The 17398-nt window shown below is 66.0% G+C and carries 19 protein-coding genes, 1 tRNA gene and 1 pseudogene; 10 read left to right on the plus strand and 11 right to left on the minus strand.

Annotation, left to right across the window (positions count from 1 at the left end; translation table 11 throughout):
* Positions 1-12: 12 nt before the first annotated feature.
* Positions 13-546, minus strand: a pseudogene (locus NED97_RS00550) (SDR family oxidoreductase); the annotation flags it as partial.
* A gap of 184 nt (positions 547-730) precedes the next feature.
* On the opposite strand from NED97_RS00550, the gene NED97_RS00555 reads away from it, so the two are divergent.
* The 4 genes from NED97_RS00555 (at position 731) to NED97_RS00570 (ending at position 3534) form a co-directional block, all read left to right on the plus strand.
* The gene (locus tag NED97_RS00555) at positions 731-1903 is read left to right on the plus strand and encodes an MFS transporter (RefSeq protein ID WP_252488800.1); all 1173 of its coding nucleotides are present in this window, start codon (positions 731-733) and stop codon (positions 1901-1903) included.
* A gap of 126 nt (positions 1904-2029) precedes the next feature.
* The gene (locus NED97_RS00560) at positions 2030-2182 is read left to right on the plus strand and encodes a hypothetical protein (protein ID WP_252488801.1); all 153 of its coding nucleotides are present in this window, start codon (positions 2030-2032) and stop codon (positions 2180-2182) included.
* 66 nt (positions 2183-2248) lie between these two features.
* Positions 2249-3037, plus strand: coding sequence for a TrmB family transcriptional regulator (locus NED97_RS00565; protein ID WP_252488802.1), 789 nt, complete (start codon positions 2249-2251; stop codon positions 3035-3037).
* Positions 3038-3210: 173 nt separating this feature from the next.
* Positions 3211-3534 (plus strand): 4Fe-4S dicluster domain-containing protein, encoded by a 324-nt coding sequence (locus NED97_RS00570; protein WP_252488803.1) that lies wholly within the window; start codon positions 3211-3213, stop codon positions 3532-3534.
* 25 nt (positions 3535-3559) lie between these two features.
* Here the strand turns inward: NED97_RS00570 and NED97_RS00575 are convergent, their stop codons facing one another.
* Both NED97_RS00575 and NED97_RS00580 read right to left on the minus strand, forming a co-directional pair.
* Positions 3560-3724, minus strand: a complete 165-nt coding sequence (locus tag NED97_RS00575) for a DUF6757 family protein (RefSeq protein ID WP_187432865.1) — start codon at positions 3722-3724, stop codon at positions 3560-3562.
* A 59-nt stretch (positions 3725-3783) separates the two neighbouring features.
* Positions 3784-4560: a PHP domain-containing protein gene (locus NED97_RS00580; RefSeq protein ID WP_252488804.1), complete on the minus strand. Its 777-nt coding sequence runs from the start codon at positions 4558-4560 to the stop codon at positions 3784-3786.
* Between the two features lie 155 nt (positions 4561-4715).
* Between NED97_RS00580 and NED97_RS00585 the strand changes: the two genes are divergently transcribed.
* Positions 4716-5003, plus strand: coding sequence for a DUF5789 family protein (locus tag NED97_RS00585; protein WP_252488805.1), 288 nt, complete (start codon positions 4716-4718; stop codon positions 5001-5003).
* A 305-nt stretch (positions 5004-5308) separates the two neighbouring features.
* Here the strand turns inward: NED97_RS00585 and NED97_RS00590 are convergent, their stop codons facing one another.
* Complete coding sequence (locus tag NED97_RS00590; RefSeq protein ID WP_252488806.1) at positions 5309-6316, minus strand: DUF5784 family protein; 1008 nt, start codon at positions 6314-6316, stop codon at positions 5309-5311.
* A gap of 181 nt (positions 6317-6497) precedes the next feature.
* Between NED97_RS00590 and NED97_RS00595 the strand changes: the two genes are divergently transcribed.
* Positions 6498-6671 carry a DUF5786 family protein gene (locus NED97_RS00595; protein ID WP_252488807.1) on the plus strand — a complete coding sequence of 58 codons (174 nt, stop codon included), beginning with the start codon at positions 6498-6500 and terminating at the stop codon, positions 6669-6671.
* Between the two features lie 110 nt (positions 6672-6781).
* Here NED97_RS00595 and NED97_RS00600 read toward each other — a convergent pair whose 3' ends face one another.
* On the minus strand, positions 6782-7753 hold the full coding sequence (locus NED97_RS00600) for a YkgJ family cysteine cluster protein (protein ID WP_252488808.1): 972 nt from the start codon (positions 7751-7753) through the stop codon (positions 6782-6784).
* A gap of 80 nt (positions 7754-7833) precedes the next feature.
* Here NED97_RS00600 and NED97_RS00605 point away from each other — a divergent pair, with 80 nt between their 5' ends.
* A complete protein-coding gene (locus tag NED97_RS00605) occupies positions 7834-8079 on the plus strand; it encodes a DUF7561 family protein (protein WP_252488809.1) in 246 nt (81 codons plus the stop codon).
* Positions 8080-8171: 92 nt separating this feature from the next.
* On the opposite strand, the gene NED97_RS00610 is transcribed toward NED97_RS00605, so the two are convergent.
* Positions 8172-8259: transfer RNA gene (locus tag NED97_RS00610), tRNA-OTHER, on the minus strand.
* A gap of 200 nt (positions 8260-8459) precedes the next feature.
* On the opposite strand from NED97_RS00610, the gene NED97_RS00615 reads away from it, so the two are divergent.
* Entirely contained in the window at positions 8460-10304 is a 1845-nt protein-coding gene (locus tag NED97_RS00615) for a helicase C-terminal domain-containing protein (protein WP_252490666.1), read from the plus strand.
* 253 nt (positions 10305-10557) lie between these two features.
* On the opposite strand, the gene NED97_RS00620 is transcribed toward NED97_RS00615, so the two are convergent.
* The 5 genes from NED97_RS00620 to NED97_RS00640 form a co-directional block, all read right to left on the minus strand.
* Entirely contained in the window at positions 10558-11364 is an 807-nt protein-coding gene (locus NED97_RS00620) for a helix-turn-helix transcriptional regulator (protein ID WP_252488810.1), read from the minus strand.
* A gap of 107 nt (positions 11365-11471) precedes the next feature.
* Positions 11472-11585 (minus strand): surface glycoprotein, encoded by a 114-nt coding sequence (locus NED97_RS00625; protein WP_252488811.1) that lies wholly within the window; start codon positions 11583-11585, stop codon positions 11472-11474.
* Positions 11586-11611: 26 nt separating this feature from the next.
* A complete protein-coding gene (locus tag NED97_RS00630) occupies positions 11612-12808 on the minus strand; it encodes a class I SAM-dependent methyltransferase (protein ID WP_252488812.1) in 1197 nt (398 codons plus the stop codon).
* Positions 12801-13937, minus strand: a complete 1137-nt coding sequence (locus tag NED97_RS00635; RefSeq protein ID WP_252488813.1) for a 60S ribosomal export protein NMD3 — start codon at positions 13935-13937, stop codon at positions 12801-12803. Before NED97_RS00635 ends, NED97_RS00630 begins: the two co-directional genes overlap by 8 nt.
* A 93-nt stretch (positions 13938-14030) precedes the next feature.
* The gene (locus NED97_RS00640) at positions 14031-15437 is read right to left on the minus strand and encodes an outer membrane protein assembly factor BamB family protein (RefSeq protein WP_252488814.1); all 1407 of its coding nucleotides are present in this window, start codon (positions 15435-15437) and stop codon (positions 14031-14033) included.
* A gap of 415 nt (positions 15438-15852) precedes the next feature.
* Here NED97_RS00640 and htpX point away from each other — a divergent pair, with 415 nt between their 5' ends.
* Together htpX and NED97_RS00650 are read left to right on the plus strand one after the other, a co-directional pair.
* Positions 15853-16734: a zinc metalloprotease HtpX gene (htpX, locus tag NED97_RS00645; RefSeq protein WP_252488815.1), complete on the plus strand. Its 882-nt coding sequence runs from the start codon at positions 15853-15855 to the stop codon at positions 16732-16734.
* Between the two features lie 82 nt (positions 16735-16816).
* A complete protein-coding gene (locus NED97_RS00650) occupies positions 16817-17374 on the plus strand; it encodes a metal-dependent hydrolase (RefSeq protein ID WP_252488816.1) in 558 nt (185 codons plus the stop codon).
* The last annotated feature ends 24 nt before the right edge of the window (positions 17375-17398 follow it).

Here is a 17398-nt window from a genome sequence, read left to right on the forward strand (position 1 = left end):
CGAGGGTGACTCTCAGGTCGTCGCCTCGTCGCTCGCGTCCGGGTTCTCGCGGACGAACGCGACGAGGTCGTCGAGACAAGACTCGAACGGCGGTGCCTCGATTCCGATCCCAGCGAGTGCGCGCCGGGTGTTCGGACAGGCGTATCGCGTCGGATGATCGAGGTAGCCGAGCGTCGCGGGCTCTGCAGGTATCCCTCGCGCTGCGGCGACTTCCATCAGGCGCTTCGTGAGCGGTTTCGATCCGGGTACCGAGACGACGCGGTGACTCATCGCGTCGGCGACCGCGTCGACGAACGCCGGCATCGACAGCGGCGCCGGATCGCAGAGCTGGTAGACTTCGCCGACGGTGTCCTCGCGAGCACTCAGGTGAGCGATGGCCCCGACGACGAAATCGCGCGGGACGACGTTGGGTTCGCTGTCCGCCCCACCGGGAAGGCTGGTCGTAACCGAGCACCACGACGGCTGTGAGAGAAGCATATGGATCAGATAGTAGGCCCCGTCGTACTTGCCCGTCTCGCCGGTCTCGTTGTCACCGACGACCATCGCGAGAGTGATCGGATCGGTAAGGCTTTTCCAGCCCAGTTTTCCTTTATAAGACACTTAACCGGTCGTCAATTGAAGGACAACGGATCGTTGCGGTCTCGGCTGCCGGTATCAACGCCCTCATACCGTCCCGACGATGACGGTCAGATGGTCACTCGTACTGACTGGCAGGTGACGCTATACGACGATGCGCTGGCGATATCAGGAGACGGTTCTCGCGCTGTGTACGCTCGCGTTCTTCGCGACGATGGCCGGCCGGCTGGCGATCAGCCCGGTCGTCGGACAGATCACCGCGGAGTTCGACGTCTCCAACTCGCTGATCGGCGTCGCGCTGACGGGGATGTGGATGTCCTACTTCGCCTCCCAGTACCCGAGCGGCATCCTCGCGGACCGGTTCGGCGAGCGCCCGGTCATCCTCGTCGCCGTCGGCGGAACGGCGGTCGCGTGTCTCTTCCTCGCCGTCGCGCCGGTGTTCGCCGTCTTCGTGGTCGGAACGATCCTCCTCGGCGCCGTCGCCGGCCTCCACTACAGCGTGGCCACGACGCTGTTGACCCGAACCTACGACGAGATCGGCGCGGCGATCGGGGTTCACAACAGCGGCGGCCCCGCGGCCGGCCTGATCGCGCCGCCCATCGCGGCCTGGGTCGGCGTTCGCTACGGCTGGCGGCCCGCCGTCGCGATCGCGGTCCCGATCGCGGTCCTGATCTTCGTGCTGTTCACCTGGCGCATCGAACCCACGGAACCGCGCCGGCCCGACCAGCCGATGGGCGATCGCGTCGATCTCGAGGCCATCCTCGAGTTGCTCTCGCGACCGCAGATCGCCTTCCCGGTCGCGCTCGCGATCGGCGGAGCGTTCGTCTGGCAGGCGACCTCCTCGTTCCTGCCGCTCTTTCTCATGGAACACCGGGGCCAGTCGGAGGAACTCGCCGGCCTGGTCTTCGGCGGCTACTTCGTCGTCCAGGCGACGACCCAGGTCGGCGTCGGCGCGGTCTCCGACCGGTACGGGCGGGACCTCGCGACCGCAGGTTGTATGATTCTCGCGTCGGCCGGGTTCGTCCTGCTCGTCACCGTCCCCGGCACCGCTGCCATTCTGGCGGCGGTCGTGCTGGTCGGAACCGGCCTCGGCTGGGGTGCGGCGCTCCTCCCGCGATTCATGGACGTCCTCTCCGACGCCGAGCGCGGCGCCGGATTCGGTCTCATTCGAACGGTGTACGGCTTCATCGGCGCGCTGGGTTCGGTCGTCACCGGAGCGCTGGCCGACGTCTTCGGCTGGGGCGTCGCGTTTACGGTTCTGGCAGGGCTGCTCGCACTGGTCTTCTGTGCGCTCGTCGTCAACGGGCTGCTCTCGCTCGGTTACTGACCGGTATCCGGTCCACGTCAACGCGTTTCGGCGCGCCGAACGCTGTTGTTACTGCCGGAGTAACAGCACGTGTGTCCCTGTTGTATTCACAAATCCCCTAAATACCTGTATAAACTACCGCTAATCATGTCCAGTGAGTCTCGACAGAAAGCGGCGGCGTGCTGTACCGACTGCGGTCGGGCGCTGGCCGTCTGGCTGTCGCCGTCGGGTGAGATGAATCCGATCGGAAGCGCGGAGGGCTGTCCCTGCGGCGGAACCGAATTTCGGATACTGGAGTGAGAGCGACCGATCCGAGGTCGGCTCCGAAACGGCTGACTTTTACTCGTCAGGTCCCGTGGACACAGTATGTCTAAAACTGAGGAGGCAGTCTCAGCGCTGGCGGAACTCGGGCTCACGGAGTACGAGGCCCGCTGTTTCGTCGCGCTGACGAAAATCTCGACGGGGACGGCGAAGGAGATCAGCCAGGTCTCGGACATTCCTCGGTCGCGGGTCTACGACACCATCGAGCGACTCGAGCGAAAGGGGCTGGTCAGTGTTCAGCAGTCCGACCCCCGCGAGTACCGGGCGACCGAGATCGAGACGGCCTGCGAGCGCATCCGGGAGGATTACGACTCGCGAATCAACACCGCGGAGAACGCGCTACAGCAGATCGAGACGCCCGACTACACGGAGGACGAGGGTGTCTGGTCGATCTCGAGCACAGACCACGTCACCGATCGCATCGTCTCCTTCCTCGAACTCGCCGAGGAGTCGATCCACCACATTATCGCGAACGACGAGGTAGTCATGGACGACATCCGCGCGGCCCTGCGCGAGGCTACCGGCCGCGGCGTCGAAGTCGTTCTCGAGGTGCCGACCGATGAAGACCGCGACGAGCTTCGGGAGGCGATTCCGGACGCGACCGTCGTTGTCGCACCGGACCTCGAGACGACGAATGCCGTCTACTCGGAGTGGCCGGCTCAGCTCCTGCTCATCGATCACGAGTCGGTCGTCGCGGCCGCGACCAAAAACAGCGACCTTCCGGACGTGGTCCAGGAGACGGCGATCTGGACGTACGGTCACGACCACGGCTTCGCCGTCTGGATCCGCGAGTTGCTCGACGACCGGCGCGCCTTCAAGGATCGAGACGAGTGAGTCCGGGTGTGATCCCTCGCTCGTCTATATATACTTTCGATACGGATCGATACTGTCGTCTCGAGGACCACAACTTCGTTTCGTCCGCTGAATTTCGTCGCTTCCCGGTCCCGAAGCCCCGAGAAACCGGTACATACTTTTAAGTGTTCACCGCACGTTTGCAACTGTTAGCAATGGCCATAGATCCACAGTTCACCGAGAACCGGGAGAACGTCGACGAGCACAACGGTCACGCCGTCTGGGGTCCCGTCGACGAACCCGACGAACTCGGTATCCACGGCACCCACGTTGCGGTCGACTTCGATCTCTGTATCGCCGACGGCGCCTGTCTCGAGGACTGCCCCGTCGACGTCTTCGAGTGGGTCGACACGCCGGGACATCCCGAGAGCGAGGAGAAGGCAGATCCCGCGAACGAGGCGCAGTGTATCGATTGTATGCTCTGTGTCGACGTCTGCCCGGTCGACGCGATCGACGTCGACGCCGGACGAACCGCCTGACGAGTACAAAACGCGGAGACCGAAACTATTCAGCGCGGTCGACGTCCACTTGCTCCTTGAGCGTCTCGAGTCCGTCGGCTTCGGCGAGTTCCTGCAACCGCTCCCGGAAGTGTTCCTCGCAAAGACCGACCTTGAGCCCGTCCGAATCGGCGGCGAAGGCGGCCTCACGGTCGCAGTAGTGGCAGTTCATGTACGCGTGTACGGGCCACGGTGCATTGAACCCTCCGCTATCGGCCGTCTTCGCCTCAGTCAGCTGTCAATATTCAGCCGTCGATACGCGTCCCGCGAGAGTCCCGCAACGCCGAGCCTGTCGTCGTGAGCGTCGCTGCCACCGGTCGCGAGCAGGTCGTAGCGGTCGATCGCGCGCTCGACCGGGCGGCGGTCGACCTCGCGGCCGTACGGGTAGTGTAGTTCGACGGCGTCGAGGTCGGCCGTCAGCTCGAGCGCGCGCTCGGAATCGCGGTACCGCAGGGGGTGAGCCAGGGAAACGAGTCGCCCCGCTTCGGCGAGCACCCGTCGGCCGCGCTCGAACGACGGAACGTCCCGCGGGACGAAACAGGGGTCGCCGTTCCCGATGAGGCGGTCGAACGCGCCCTCGTAGTCGCAGTCAGCGTCGGGGTGGTCGGCGATCGCTCGCGCGACGTGCGGTCGGCCGAAGCCGTCGTCGACCGTCACGCCGAGATCGATTCCGAGCCGATCCTCGACGCAGTCGACGATCGCCTGCCCGCGTTCGACGCGGTTCCTCTGGATCCGTTCGGTCACCGCCTCGAGTTCGGTCGTCGGTTCGATTCCGTAGCCGAGCAGGTCGACGCGCTGTCCGCACTCGGTTTCGACCCGGAGCTCGATTCCGTGAACGATCGTCACGCCGTCGCGTTCGATCACCGACTCATCGAACGGCTGTCGCCGGTCGTGGTCCGTGAGCGCGACGACGTCCACGCCGTCGCGGCGGGCGGCTTCGGGGACGTCCGTCGGCTCGAGTTCGCCGTCGGACCGCGTCGTGTGGACGTGCAGGTCGGCGTAGGGCATGCCTTACTCGAGCCAGCGCGGGGTGGTAAACGCACTGTTCTCGCCGTCTCCACCTCGTCTCGAGCGCTCCGTTCTAGGTGTATAAGGTGTAGGTGAGTGCTAGTAATCGATTATGGAAAATGTTTATAATCATTGTTCACGCAGGATGTGGTGTAATGTTGCTAAACGGCACCGGCGAGGTCATCGACGACCACGAGTACCCCGCGACCACCGAGGAACTGATCGCAGATTACGGCGACCGCACCCTCGAGCTCCCGAACGGGACCGAGACGGTCGAGGAGGTACTCGCCCGCCTCGCGTCCGAGACCTTCGAGAATCCGGAAGAGGCGCGGTTCGCCGTCTACTCCGCGGTGAGCAACAAGGCGGTCGGCCGCGTCGGCTACAGCGACCGCGATCCGACGCCGCCCGGCAGCCCGTACTCGCCCGAGTCGGTTTCGTTCTAAGAACGAACTTTTTTACTCTCGGATCAGCCTCCGGCCGACCGCGTGGCGGCGAAGCCGCCACGGACTCGGTTGCGGGCTAACGGCCCGCAACCCGCTCGAGCAAAAACTTCGATGAAAAACGCCGGGAGAGCTTGCTCTCCCGAGCTCTCGTCCGCTCCTCCGGAACTCACGAGAAACGCCGAGCGCGCCATCGGCGCGCTCGGTACTTCCGTGGACCGCTGACAGCAGTGAGGTCCGGCGATGTACAAAGCGCTTGCTACGGGCTATTCACGGTCTGGAGTCTCCGTCGGCGAAAGAGTACCCGTTCAGTCGACGAACTCGAGTTCGTCGTCCAACTCGAGCGGCACCGAACCCTTCGTGTAGCCCTCGATCCGTCCGTCCGGTCGGGCGCGGTAGACGACCGCGGGGCGGTGGCGGACGTCGGGCTGTTCGCCGCGAACGGCGTTCCAGGCGTCGTCGCGGAAGCTCGAGCAGTCGACGAACAGCACGGCGCCGCCGCCGTGTTCGGCGAGCTGGCCGTTGGTCTTCGTCTCCGCAGTGTCTCGGACCGCGGCGACCGGACCCGCCGCGGCGCGATTCGCCGGCGGCTGGGGTCGCGTCACTTCGACGAGCACGTTCGTCTCGTCGTCTTCGGCCCGGTAGTCGAGCGAGTGACCGGTCGTCACCTCGATCTCGGGCGTGACCTCGTAGCCGGCGTCGGTGAGGAGCTTCGCGGCGATGAACTCACCCATCGCGGCGCTCATGCGCACGCGGTCGACGTGGTCGCTGGTACCGAGTTTTCCGGCCATGGTCGGCCGGTACTCGTCGAACACGCCCGTCTCGAGAAAGGCCTCGAAGTAACGCGTCGCCTCTCGACGACCGGCGTCGGGGAAGCCGGCCGCGTGCTCGCGGAAGAACGCGCGCGTCGACTCGCGGCCGTCCTTGGACATGAAGACGGGGAGGAAGAACCACGAGAGGTGCGGGTAGTCGGCGAGCCAGGGATCCTCCTCGTGGAGCGTTGCGAGGAGCTCTCGCTGTGCCCATCGGGTGATATGGTAGGGAACTTCCTCCCAGCCGAACTTGTCGGTTCGCCACAGCGACGAGGGCGTTTCCGTGTTTCCTAACCAGTAGGCCTCGTCGTCGTTGCGGGCGAAGAGCGCGATATCGCCGTTCTGCATCTCGAAGCGGTGCGTCTCCCAGTCGGCGCCGATCTCGAACCGCGGTGTAACGGCTCGAGCCCCGATATTCGACCGGAGCGGTTGCAAAATCTTCTGTCGAACTCGTTGCTCGCTCCAGTGTTCTGGCGAGTAACGAAAGCGAAGCGGCCGTGCCACGTCTGTCGGTACGGGGCGCGGGTGCATATACTGTTCGCTGTCTCGGTCAGCAGCCTTTCACCGAATCCGGTCGACGATCAGCCTCCCGTTTTCCGGCGATCGATTTCCCTTCAGCGGGATCCGCGGTGTGAGGGACCGTTACATTGATATGCGTCAGCTCCCTACTATGTGTGTACTTGCCATGTCAATGGGTGCCTATGACGAAGACGAACACGAGCGGCGCGAAGCGCAAGCCTCACGGGTGGACGCCGATTTCGACGACGAGCGGACGATCTACCACGGGAAAGTGGAGTACGACTCGGGTGATTCTGCGGAGGAACTCCTGAGCAAGTTCGAGGAGATCAAATCGAACTAGCGGCGGTCGACCGATCACGATTCCGCTGTTATCGAACGCCACTGGAGGAATACCGAGAGCGCTGCCTCTGCATCGCCGAGGAGGACGTGTCCGAGTAGCCCCGCGAGACACTACTCGAGGGCGTCCCAGCCCGGCGTTTCCGGTGCGCCCCGCCGGTCTTCTACCGCCTTCGCGATCGAGGACGGGGGAACCGTTTCGTCCCCGTCAGCTCGACGCTGGTGCCACTCGTCGATCGCAGGGCCGACCCACTCGCCGTCCTCGACAGTCGCCGAGTCGCCAGCGGCCGCGCTATCTCCTCCTTCGAGCGTCTCGAGTGCGCGCTCGTAGTGGTGTGGCGAGGTCGCGAACGTACCCGGACTCGAGGCGGCGGCGACGGCGAGACACTCCGCGCGATCGGCCGGCGCGAGTTCGTCCCGTGCGAGTCGGCCGACGATCCCCTCGAGATCGTCGGGCCGGGGATGACAGAAGAGCTTCGCCCCGAGCGCCTGCGGGCCGAGCAACAGCCCCTCGGGGTCGTCGTGGCCGTCGTCGAGCAAGCGTTCGCCGCCGAACCGCGACTCGACGCGCTCGCACTCGGTTTCCTGCTCGAGCGCGAGGTTGTGCTCGGGGTAGGCGCCGCACTCGTCCGGGAAGCGGTCGCTCCCGTGGATCCGACACTGTAGCGTCGTCGGGTCGAGAAAGGCGCAGGTCGGCAGCCACACCGGCTCCTCGCGGTCGAACGGAGCGACGGGTTTCGGCGGCTTCCGAATCCCGACGAAGAAGACCGGGCGGCCGGCGACGGCGGCGACGTGGTGGCCGTCGATCTCGACGCCTTCGCGCTCGTCCTCGACCCGCCAGAATCGCGGCGTCAGCGCCGCGCCCGCGCCGCGCTCGAGGAAGGTCCGCACCTCGTCGCGGGTGAGCGCGACGAAGTTGTAGCTGCCGCCGAGCGGGACGCGACCGGATGCCACTCGTTCGTTCTTTCCGTCGATCGATGCGGATCGGGCGGCTCCGCGCCCGCTCACGTCGCGTCCGGCGTCGGACTCGAGCAGCGGCCGCCAGTCGAGGCAACAACCGGCACAGCCCTGACAGTTCACCTCCATGGGAGGGGGTATCACGCTGGACCGTATAACGACTGGGTCACGGGGGAACGACTTTCAGCGCTCGGAACCGATACTCGGGTATGGCACGGGACTCCTGTAACGGCTGCGGGCGACCGGTTACGGTCGCCGGCGGCATCGCGAACCTCTGGGCGTTCGGCGAGGACGCCGGCAGCGGGGGGTCCGCGATGCTGCTCGAGTTCGAGGACGGGTCGGATCACCTGCTGTGTTATCCCTGCATCGCGGCCCTTCCGGACGAACCGACCGCTGCGGACGTCGCGCGACTGGAACAGGTCGACGGGGAAACGTCGCGACTCGGACCTGCGTAAAAACAGTGTCGGAGAGACAGGGGAAGTTGCGTGAAAGCGTGTGACACACCACTGACACCACGTTTGCAACCACGGTGGGACGACACTGTGAGCGGAAGGGGTGGGATTTGAACGCCACGAGGCACGAAGGCCGCCGCGGGCCGAGGGCACCGCGGTGCTCTACCGCTGAGCGACCCTTCCGCACTCGAATCCGACGGGAGATTCCGTATTTGTAATCGACCAGCTACCCGGCCGTATCCCCCTCCTACGTCCCGATAGGCGGTGGTTTCTCGGGCTCGAGCGGACCTCGAGCCGGGTCGAGAGCGGTGCGTTCGAGTCACCGCTGCACGGTGCGAAACGGTTCGCAGCCTTTAGGACGCGGCCGGTCCGTGCATCGAACGGTGAACCCCGAGCGGATCTTCGAGTCCTTCCCCGCGCCGAGCTACCGCGGGACCCAGGAGCAGGCCCTCCGCGACATCCGCGACGCGTTCGCGACCGGCAACGATGTCGTGTTAGTGCGCGCGCCCACGGGCAGCGGAAAGTCCCTGCTCGCGCGGGCCGTCGCCGGCTGTGCGCGGACGGTCGACGAGGCGGAGCCGAGCGAGGCCGCCGGGGCCTACTACACGACGCCGCAGGTCTCGCAGTTGGACGACGTCGCGTCGGACGATCTGCTCGCCGATCTGAACGTCATCCGCGGGAAGTCGAACTACAGCTGCATCCTGCCGGACGAACGGAACACGCCGGTCAACCAGGCGCCCTGCGTCCGCGAGCGGGGGTACGACTGTTCGGTCAAGCATCGCTGTCCGTACTTCTCCGACCGTGCCATCGCGTCGAACCGATCGATCGCGGCGATGACGCTCGCCTACTTCATGCAGACCGCCGGCAGCGAGGTCTTTCGCCAGCGGGACGTCGTCGTCATCGACGAGGCCCACGGTCTCGCCGAGTGGGCCGAGATGTACGCGACCATCCAGCTCGGCCCCCGAACGGTGCCGTTCTGGGACGACCTTCGCGTTCCCGAGCTCGACGGCCTGGACCGGGCGGCGCGCTACGCCGAGAACGTCGCGCAGATCTGCACCCGCCGGAAGGACGAACTGCTCTCACAGGAGTCGCTCACGCCCCGCGAGGTCCGCGAGCGCGACCGCCTGCAGGAGCTGATCGGCGAACTCGACTGGTTCGTCTCCGATTACCGGGATCCCCAGAGCGCGACGACGTGGCTGGTCGACCAGTCCGAACCGCGCTCCGGCGAAAGCGACGGCGACGCCGATGCTGATGCCGATGCGGACGACGAGCCCCAGGGTGGGCCGCTCACGATCAAGCCGATGGACCCGGAACGGTACCTCAGACACACCGTCTGGGATCGCGGCAACAAGTTCGCGCTGCTCTCGGCGACGATTCTCAACAAGGACGCGTTCTGCCGGCAGGTGGGGCTCGACCCCGCGAAGGTCGCGCTAGTCGACGTCGAACACACCTTCCCGGTCGAAAACCGCCCGCTGTACGACGTTACGCAGGGGAAGATGACCTACGAGCAGCGCGACGAGACGACGCCGAAGATCGCCCGGACGATCGTTCGGCTCATGCAGAAACACCCCGACGAGAAGGGGCTGGTTCACGCTCACTCCTACGACATCCAGGAGCGTCTCGCCGACCTCCTCCGGGACTTCGGCGTCGGGGACCGTATTCGAATCCACGACCGCGACGGCCGCGACGCCGCCCTCGAGGAGTGGAAAGCCAGCGACGGCTCCGACGTCTTTCTCTCCGTGAAGATGGAGGAGGCGCTCGATCTCAAGGGCGAACTCTGTCGCTGGCAGGTGCTCTGCAAGGCCCCCTTCCTCAACACCGGCGACTCGCGCGTCGCCCACCGCCTCGAGGACGGCCAGTGGGCGTGGTACTACCGGACCGCCCTGCGAACCGTGATCCAGGCCTGCGGTCGAGTCGTCCGCGCGCCGGACGACTACGGCGCCACGTACCTGGCGGATTCGAGTCTCGTCGATCTGTTCGACCGCGCTCGGACGGATACGCCGGACTGGTTCGCGGCCCAGGTCGATCGAATGGGTCGGCCGGAACTGCCGGCGTTCGATCCGGGGGCGGCGCTCGGAAACTCGGCGGCGGAGACTCCAGGATCGACGGCGGCAGCGGAGAGCGATCGAGGCGACGACCGCGACGGCCCCCGCTCCCGGCGACGGAGTCGATCCGGCCGCTCGTCTCGCTCGAGTCCGCTGGCGGACGTCTGGGAGACGGACGGCTGAGGATCTCGAGGCTGGTATCCGACACAGGCAGAAGGATCGGGGAGCGTCTCTCTCGCCAAACGCAGTTATCAGCACACGCAACGATGGGGTCAATAGACAGGAGGGACTCGGCGTCCGTGGATCCTCGGTGACATTCCGACACCCTCTGACCTACCGAAGCCGATCAGTTCGTACGTTCAGCGGGCGAAGATCCACAGAACAGAACGAGAAACGAACGTAGGATGTGCACCCGATAACGAGGTGACGACCGGCGTCAGCCCGACTTCGGAACCGCATCGGCAGTGACCCGCCGCGCATCTTCACGGTGCTCCCGGTATCGATCGGCCGCCCACGCTCGGAGCCGGTCGTTCCCGCTCTCGAGGATCGCGACGAGCTGTCTCCCCTCGCCGTACGCGCCGAGAAAGACCGCCGAGTCGATGAGCGTGAGCCCGACCGACGGACTTTCGCGTGCGACGTACAGCTCGTAGTTCGGAAGCGAGACCGACGCTCGAAGCGCGTCCGGATAGCGGTCGGCGACGGCACAGTAGGTCGACTCGTCGATGACGAGTTCGGTCGGCGTCCCCCGCTCGATGACCGGCGCGTGGACGCCGATGAATTGGCGACTGATGACCGGCGCTACGCCGCGAAGGCGCTCGGGATCGGCGGCCTCGAGCCGATCGGCGTACCACTCCAGCGGCTGGTGCGGGTTCGATTCCGTCACGGTCGACAGCTCCGCCGTCCGGAACCACTCGATCTCGAGGTCGTCGACGGTCGCGTCGACGCGGGCGAGAAACGGCTCGACGCGATCCAGGGTCCGAAACTCCGTCTGGGCGTTCCGGTAGGACTCGAGCGCGAGCGCGCCGACGGCGGTGGCGGCGTACCCTCCGTCGACGCGCTCGACCCAGTTTCGATCGACCAGGTCGGTCAGCGTCCGGTGGACGGTCGTCCGGGAGACGTCGGTCGCGTCGACGAGGGCCGCAGGGCTGGTCGCCTCGTCGCACACCTGCTCGAGAACGGCGACGCGGGTCGGGGATCCCGAGAGGTAGCGGATACCGCGCTCCGGCTCCGGAACGTCTGTCATCGAACTGTCCGTTTCGGGCAACCGAAGTAAATCGTTTCGTTTGTCCTGCGGCCGGATACAAGACCGATCTTGCGGGCTATTCGTCGGGCCCCGTTTCGTCGCGCAAATCAGAGAATCTGCATCGCGCCCCAGGCGACCATCGATGTTACCATGAGAAACGCGAAGAGAACCGCGATGATCTGGTTCTTGTCCATGCGCGGAACCACTCGCTCCGAAAGCATGAATGTCACGACCGCTTCACGACCGGCTACCCGAACCGGGCATCGACGACGACGTGTGCCACGCCCGCGCTGTGACTCTTGACGCGGCGACGGTCGCGGATCTCGAGGTCGCGTCCGACTGCGTCGGCCGCCGTCTCGAGGCGCTCGAGCGGACGCTCCCACAGCCGCGACTCCGGCGTCGCCTCGTGGTAGTGAACCACGCCGCCGGGATCGAGCGCCTCGAGCGCGTCGTCGAGGAACTCGTGGGCCTCGTCGGTTCTGGTGCCGGTCCCGCGGTCGGCGTCACGACCGTCGGAGCGGCCGTAGTAGCCCATGACTACCCGGTCGACCGACAGATCGCTCGCGAGTTCTCGACAGTCGGTCATGTAGGCGTCGACGCGATCGCCGACGTCGTTCAACACGGCGTTCTCGAGCAGGTAGCGGAACGCGGTCGGGTTCAGTTCGGTCGCCGTCACCCGCGCGCCGGTGCGGGCCATCGGGAGGGTGAAGTAGCCGATCCCGGCGAACATGTCGAACACGCGCTCGTCGGCCGCGACCAGGTCCCCCATCCGCGCCCGTTCGGCCTGGTTACCCGGCGAGAACATGACCGTCGCGGGATCGAGACCGTACCGCGTCCCGTGTTCCGTGTGGATCGTCTCGGTATCGCTCTCGCCCGCGAGCAGTCGCGTCCGCGGTTCGCGGTAGGTGCCCGCTTCGCCGTCGTTCGCGATCCCCTCGTCGGCCAGCACGCTCGCGGCGTCGCCGTGTAACTCGAGCAGCGCCTCGGCGAGCGCCCGCTCGTCCGGGCAGTCCTCGGGAACCCTCACGAGTACGACCGAGCCGATCACGGCCCACGAACCCGGCGCTGATTCGAGGGCCGCGTCGCTCCAGCCCCGCTCGGCGAGCAGGTCCTCGAGGTCGCGGGTTCGCGGCTCGGGATCGACCTGCCTGACGACCTCGAGCACCGCCGTCTCCGTCGGCGGTTCGGTCACCGGGAGGGCAACCCTGCCGGGACCGTCCTCACGGGTTTTCGACCCGTTCGCACGGTCCGAGGGCTTCGCTCCGCTTCGCCCTCGCGCCTCGCGGACGCGTCTCGAGTCGTCGTAGACGCCCTCGGCCCGGAGGGACTCGATGGCCGTCTCCGTCCTGAGCTTCTCGACGACGGCGGCGAGCGGCGCGTCGGATCGCTCGAGGACGTCGTCGACGGCTGTACCGGACTCGTCCTCGTCCCTGCCGTCACTCATCGTCGTCGGGAAGGATGTGGACGCCGGCGCGGCTCTTCAGGACGGGCACCGTCTCGGCGTCGGGATCGAAGTACTCCGGTCGGGCGACGGTCTTGGCCTGGTAGGTCTCGGGATCGAGCACCTGGACGGCGTTCTCGTCCTCGACGGTGACGACCGTCGTCTCGACGGCGTCCTCGCGCTCGCCGAGTCTGTGGGCGTCGGGGGCGTTACCTTCCTCGTAGCTCGCTTCGTAGCGCTCGCCGGTCGTCAGCCGGGTTCCCTTCAGGTTGCCGCGGGCGCTCCGAACGAGCACGGGGCCGCCCTCGTCGTCCTCGAGGTCGATGACGTCCCCCGGAATGTACGGCGGGAGGCGGACGGCGAAGGTCACCCGGTAGACTTCGTTGCCGTCCTCGTCCTCGGTGACGAGGGTCTCGGCGTCGTTGACGCTCCCGCCGAACTCCTCGATCATCTTGTTCGATATCTTCTTGCCGATCTTGTTGGTCGAGATCTTGATGTTCAGCCCGTCGGGCGTCTCGTTCATTTCGGTGACGAAGGCGTTGCGATCGCCGGTCGCTTCCATCTCGGCGACGACCGTGTTCGCGATCTCCTTCGCTCGTTCGATCTCTTCGCTCGTGGGTGTCCGGTCCTCGGCGCGGATCTGGACGATGCTGGCGTAGTAGTCGCCGGCGATCCGACCGCAGCGGGTGCAGGTCTGACGGGCGATCTTGACCGGCACCATCACCTGCTCTTCGACCGGGGTCCCGCGGACGATCCCCGTAAAGTAACAGTGCATCCGAATCGAGTTCTCGTCGATCTGCTCCGGTTCGACCTGCCAGGCGACGTCCTCGACGTCGACGTGGACGGCGAGCGCCTCGCTTACTTCGTCGATAGCGATATCGGTGTAATCCTCCGCGCCGACGTCGATCCATCGGTTGCCGCGGTGAACGGCGCCACACCGAGCACAGACGCGAACGTCGATTCGCTCCGGCGCGTCGACGAAGTCGAAATCGTCGAAGTAACAGCTGTCACAGAGTTCGACCTCCGTCCCGGGTCGGAGCGGATCGGGGACCTGCTCGCCGTCCGCGTCGCTCGCCGATCGGTCAGGTACCGGATCCCCGCACCGGGGACAGAACGCACGCGACTCACTCATTGTCCCCGTTTGTGGATTCACGATGTTAAACGACCCGTTCCGGCCGACGCATTCGGAGCGGCGGTTCGACGGCGAGCGTCGAACGCCGCCAGTCTACTCCTCTGCCTCGTCCGCTACGCCCGCCTTGCGACGGAGCCACTCGAGGGTGAGCGCACCGCCAGCGACGCTCGCGCCGGTCGTGAACCCGGGCATACCGTCGTCCTGCCCGTCCTGCCCGTCCTGCCCGTCCTGTTCGTCCTGTTCGTCCTGTTCGTCGTCACTGAGAACGTCGTCGCTTTCGTCGGCGTCGTCGCCTCCCTCGTCGTCCTCGTCCGCTGGTTCTTCCTCGTCCGTTTCGTCATCCTCGCCCGTCTCTTCGTCCTCGTCACCGGTCCCGCCCTCGTCCCCCGCGGATCGGATCGCGACGAGTCCGTCGTCGCTGGCGTAGATCGTTCCGTCGGCGAACGCGAGGTCCTCCGGGCCCGTCTCGGTTTCGACTACCCATTCGAGTTCGTCGGTGACGACGTCGAACGCGGCGACGCCGGTGCCCTCGCTCGAGTCGCTGATACCGACGTAGAGGGTCGGGCCAACACCCACCGGCCGGCCGAAGGTCGCACCTTCGATCGACGGTTGCCAGAACTCGTCTCCCGAGTCCCGATAGTAGCCGACGATGTCGTCTTCCGCCAACGTGTAGACGTGATCGCTAGTGGCTAACCCCACGACGGCCCCGTCTCTCGCCCAGCTGAGATCGCCCGTCTCCGTCTCGTAGACCGCCACCCGGTCGTCGCCGCCGGCCTGGACCGAGACGGCGCGGTCGGTCGCCACGACAGTCTGCTCCCGGTACTCCCCGTGACCGTTCGTCCACCGCTCGCTCCCGTCGTCGATCTCGTGCGCGTACAGCGTCTCTCCGTCCGTCGTGAAGACGGCACCTCCGGCGGCCGCGACGGTCCGTTCGATCAGCCCTTCGCCGTCGGGTTCGAACCGCCAGGCTTCGTCCCCGCCGTCGGCCTCGAGCGCGTATAGCGTTCCGTCCGCGACGACGAACACCGTGTCGTCGACGACGATCGGCGACGGAACGGCATCCTCGGGTTCGAGGTCGACGTCCCAGTCGACCTCCCCGTCTCCGAGGTCGATCGCGGTCAACCGGTCGCCGCCGACGTAGACGGTGTCGTCGACGACCGCCGGAGCGCCGGCCGCACCGACGTCGTCGGTTTCCCCGACCAGTTCCCCGTCTTCCGCGTCGAGCGCGTGGATCGCTCCGTCGACGGTCAAGAAGACGTTCCCGTCGACGACGGCGACCGGCCCGCCGTGGTCGTACTCCCAGGTCACGGTCGCCGACTCGTCCGGCCCGCTCTCGCCCGACACGTAGCCGGTGTTACCCGCGTTTCCGCGTAGCGACGTCCAGGCGCTCGGACCGTCCGATCCGTTTTCGGCGGCGGTCGCCGTGCTCGCCGCGAGCACCCCCCCGGCAGCCGCAAGTCCGGCGTACTTCAACACCTCCCGTCTGGCGTGGATAGACATAGTCGCCCGAAGGTCGGTAACCCCGCCCCTTTCCTATAGGCACGGTAGTATCGTTCCAGCCGGATAACGCAGGCCATACGACCGTTCGAGCAAAGCAACTGGGGGTCGAGAAGCGACCGCCGGACTCCTCCTGACGTTCGGCACGCTCGCCCGTCGTTTCGACCGCTCTCACGATCTGACAATTCCAGGCGAAACGAAGGGGTAGTACCGGCGGGCACACCGGCCGTTCGCCACGTTAAACCGGCAGACGCGCGTCAGACACCGGATCGGTCGACGGCGTGTCAGACGACCGCGTGTCCGGCGGTTTCCAGGCGAAACGAGGGGGTTCCCGTCGTCACGGGCGGTCGACACCGGCGATCGGTCTCGACCGGTGGCGTTGGTGATACTTATTTCGCCGCAGCCCCTCATTCGAGATATGGACTGGCAGCCGGACTGGGGACTACGGGTGAGAATGTTCGTGACGATGTTCTTGCTGTTCGCGCTGTACATCGTCTTCGCCGGCGTACTAACTGCCTACATGCAGGGCGGAATCCTGGTATTCGTACTCATCTTCGGCGGGTTCTCGCTGGTGCAGTACTACTTCAGCGACACGCTCACCCTCAAGAGTATGGGCGCGAAAACGGTGTCGGCCGAGGAGTATCCGCAACTGCACGCGTCGGTCGAACGACTCTCGCAGCAGGCCGACCTCCCGAAACCCAAAGTCGCGGTCGTCGACTCGAAGGTACCGAACGCGTTCGCGACCGGGCGCAACCAGAAAAACGCCGCCGTCGCCGTGACGACGGGGCTACTGCGAACGCTGAACCAGGACGAACTCGACGGCGTCATCGCCCACGAACTCGCCCACGTCAAGAACCGCGATATGATGGTGATGACCATCGCCTCGTTCCTCTCGACGATCGCCTTCATGATCGTCCGCTGGGGCGCGTTCTTCGGCGGCGGCCGCGGTCGCGGCCGCGGCGGCGGCGGGATCGTCGCGGCGATCCTCGTCTCGCTACTCGTCTGGATCATCAGCTACATCCTGATCCGCGCGCTCTCGCGATACCGCGAGTTCGCCGCCGACCGGGGCGCGGCCGCGATCACCGGTAAGCCGTCGGCGCTCGCCTCCGCCCTCATGAAAATCTCGGGCGAGGTCGACAAGGTCCCCGACAAGGACCTGCGCGAAGAGGCCGAGATGAACGCCTTCTTCATCATCCCGCTGAAGTCGGGCATCGTCGGTCGCCTCTTCAGCACGCACCCCTCGACGGAGCGCCGCGTCGAACAGCTTCGCGACCTCGAGCGCGAGATGGAGGCGTTCTGAGACGCCTCGCGCCTTCGGTGTACCCCGCTCAGGTGGACACGTCCGGGTGATTACTTATAGTGATCGAGCGGGCTGAATCAGCATGGTCGAACCGATCGGTCACGTCGCGGCGGCATTGCTATTCGCGGTGCCCGCGTGGATTCTGTGGGGTCGCCGCCCCGCGGTCACGTTCACCGTGTTGACACAGGTGACGACGTTGCTCCCTGATATCGATCTTTTCCTCGAGACGTTTTTCGCACACCCGTTACTCCAGCATCACGGCATCACTCATACGATTCCGTTCGTGTTAGTCGTCGGCGTCGTCTTCGGAGCCGTCGCCGCGCACGCGTTGACTCCCTTCTTGAACGCCAATCGGCTAATTCGCAGCGACTCGATCACGCCGTCGACGACGTTCGTGTTCACGGTGGCCGCGTTCTGGGCTGGCGGTCTCAGTCACATCTTCGTGGACCTGCTCTCCGCCGCACCGGACGCGGCGATCGCACCCCTCTGGCCGCTGTACCGCGGCGAGATCATCATCGACGTCGTCGCGTACGACTCGACGCCAGTGAACCTCGGGTTGATCGTCTGCGCGGTCGTGATCCACGTCGGGCTCTATCGAGCCGAGCGATACCCCTACGAGACGCGCTGGAGCATCGGCTAACTACCCGGATCGAATCCCCCGCTG

This window comes from Natronococcus sp. CG52 (genome assembly GCF_023913515.1).
Classification (GTDB): Archaea; Halobacteriota; Halobacteria; order Halobacteriales; family Natrialbaceae; genus Natronococcus; species Natronococcus zhouii.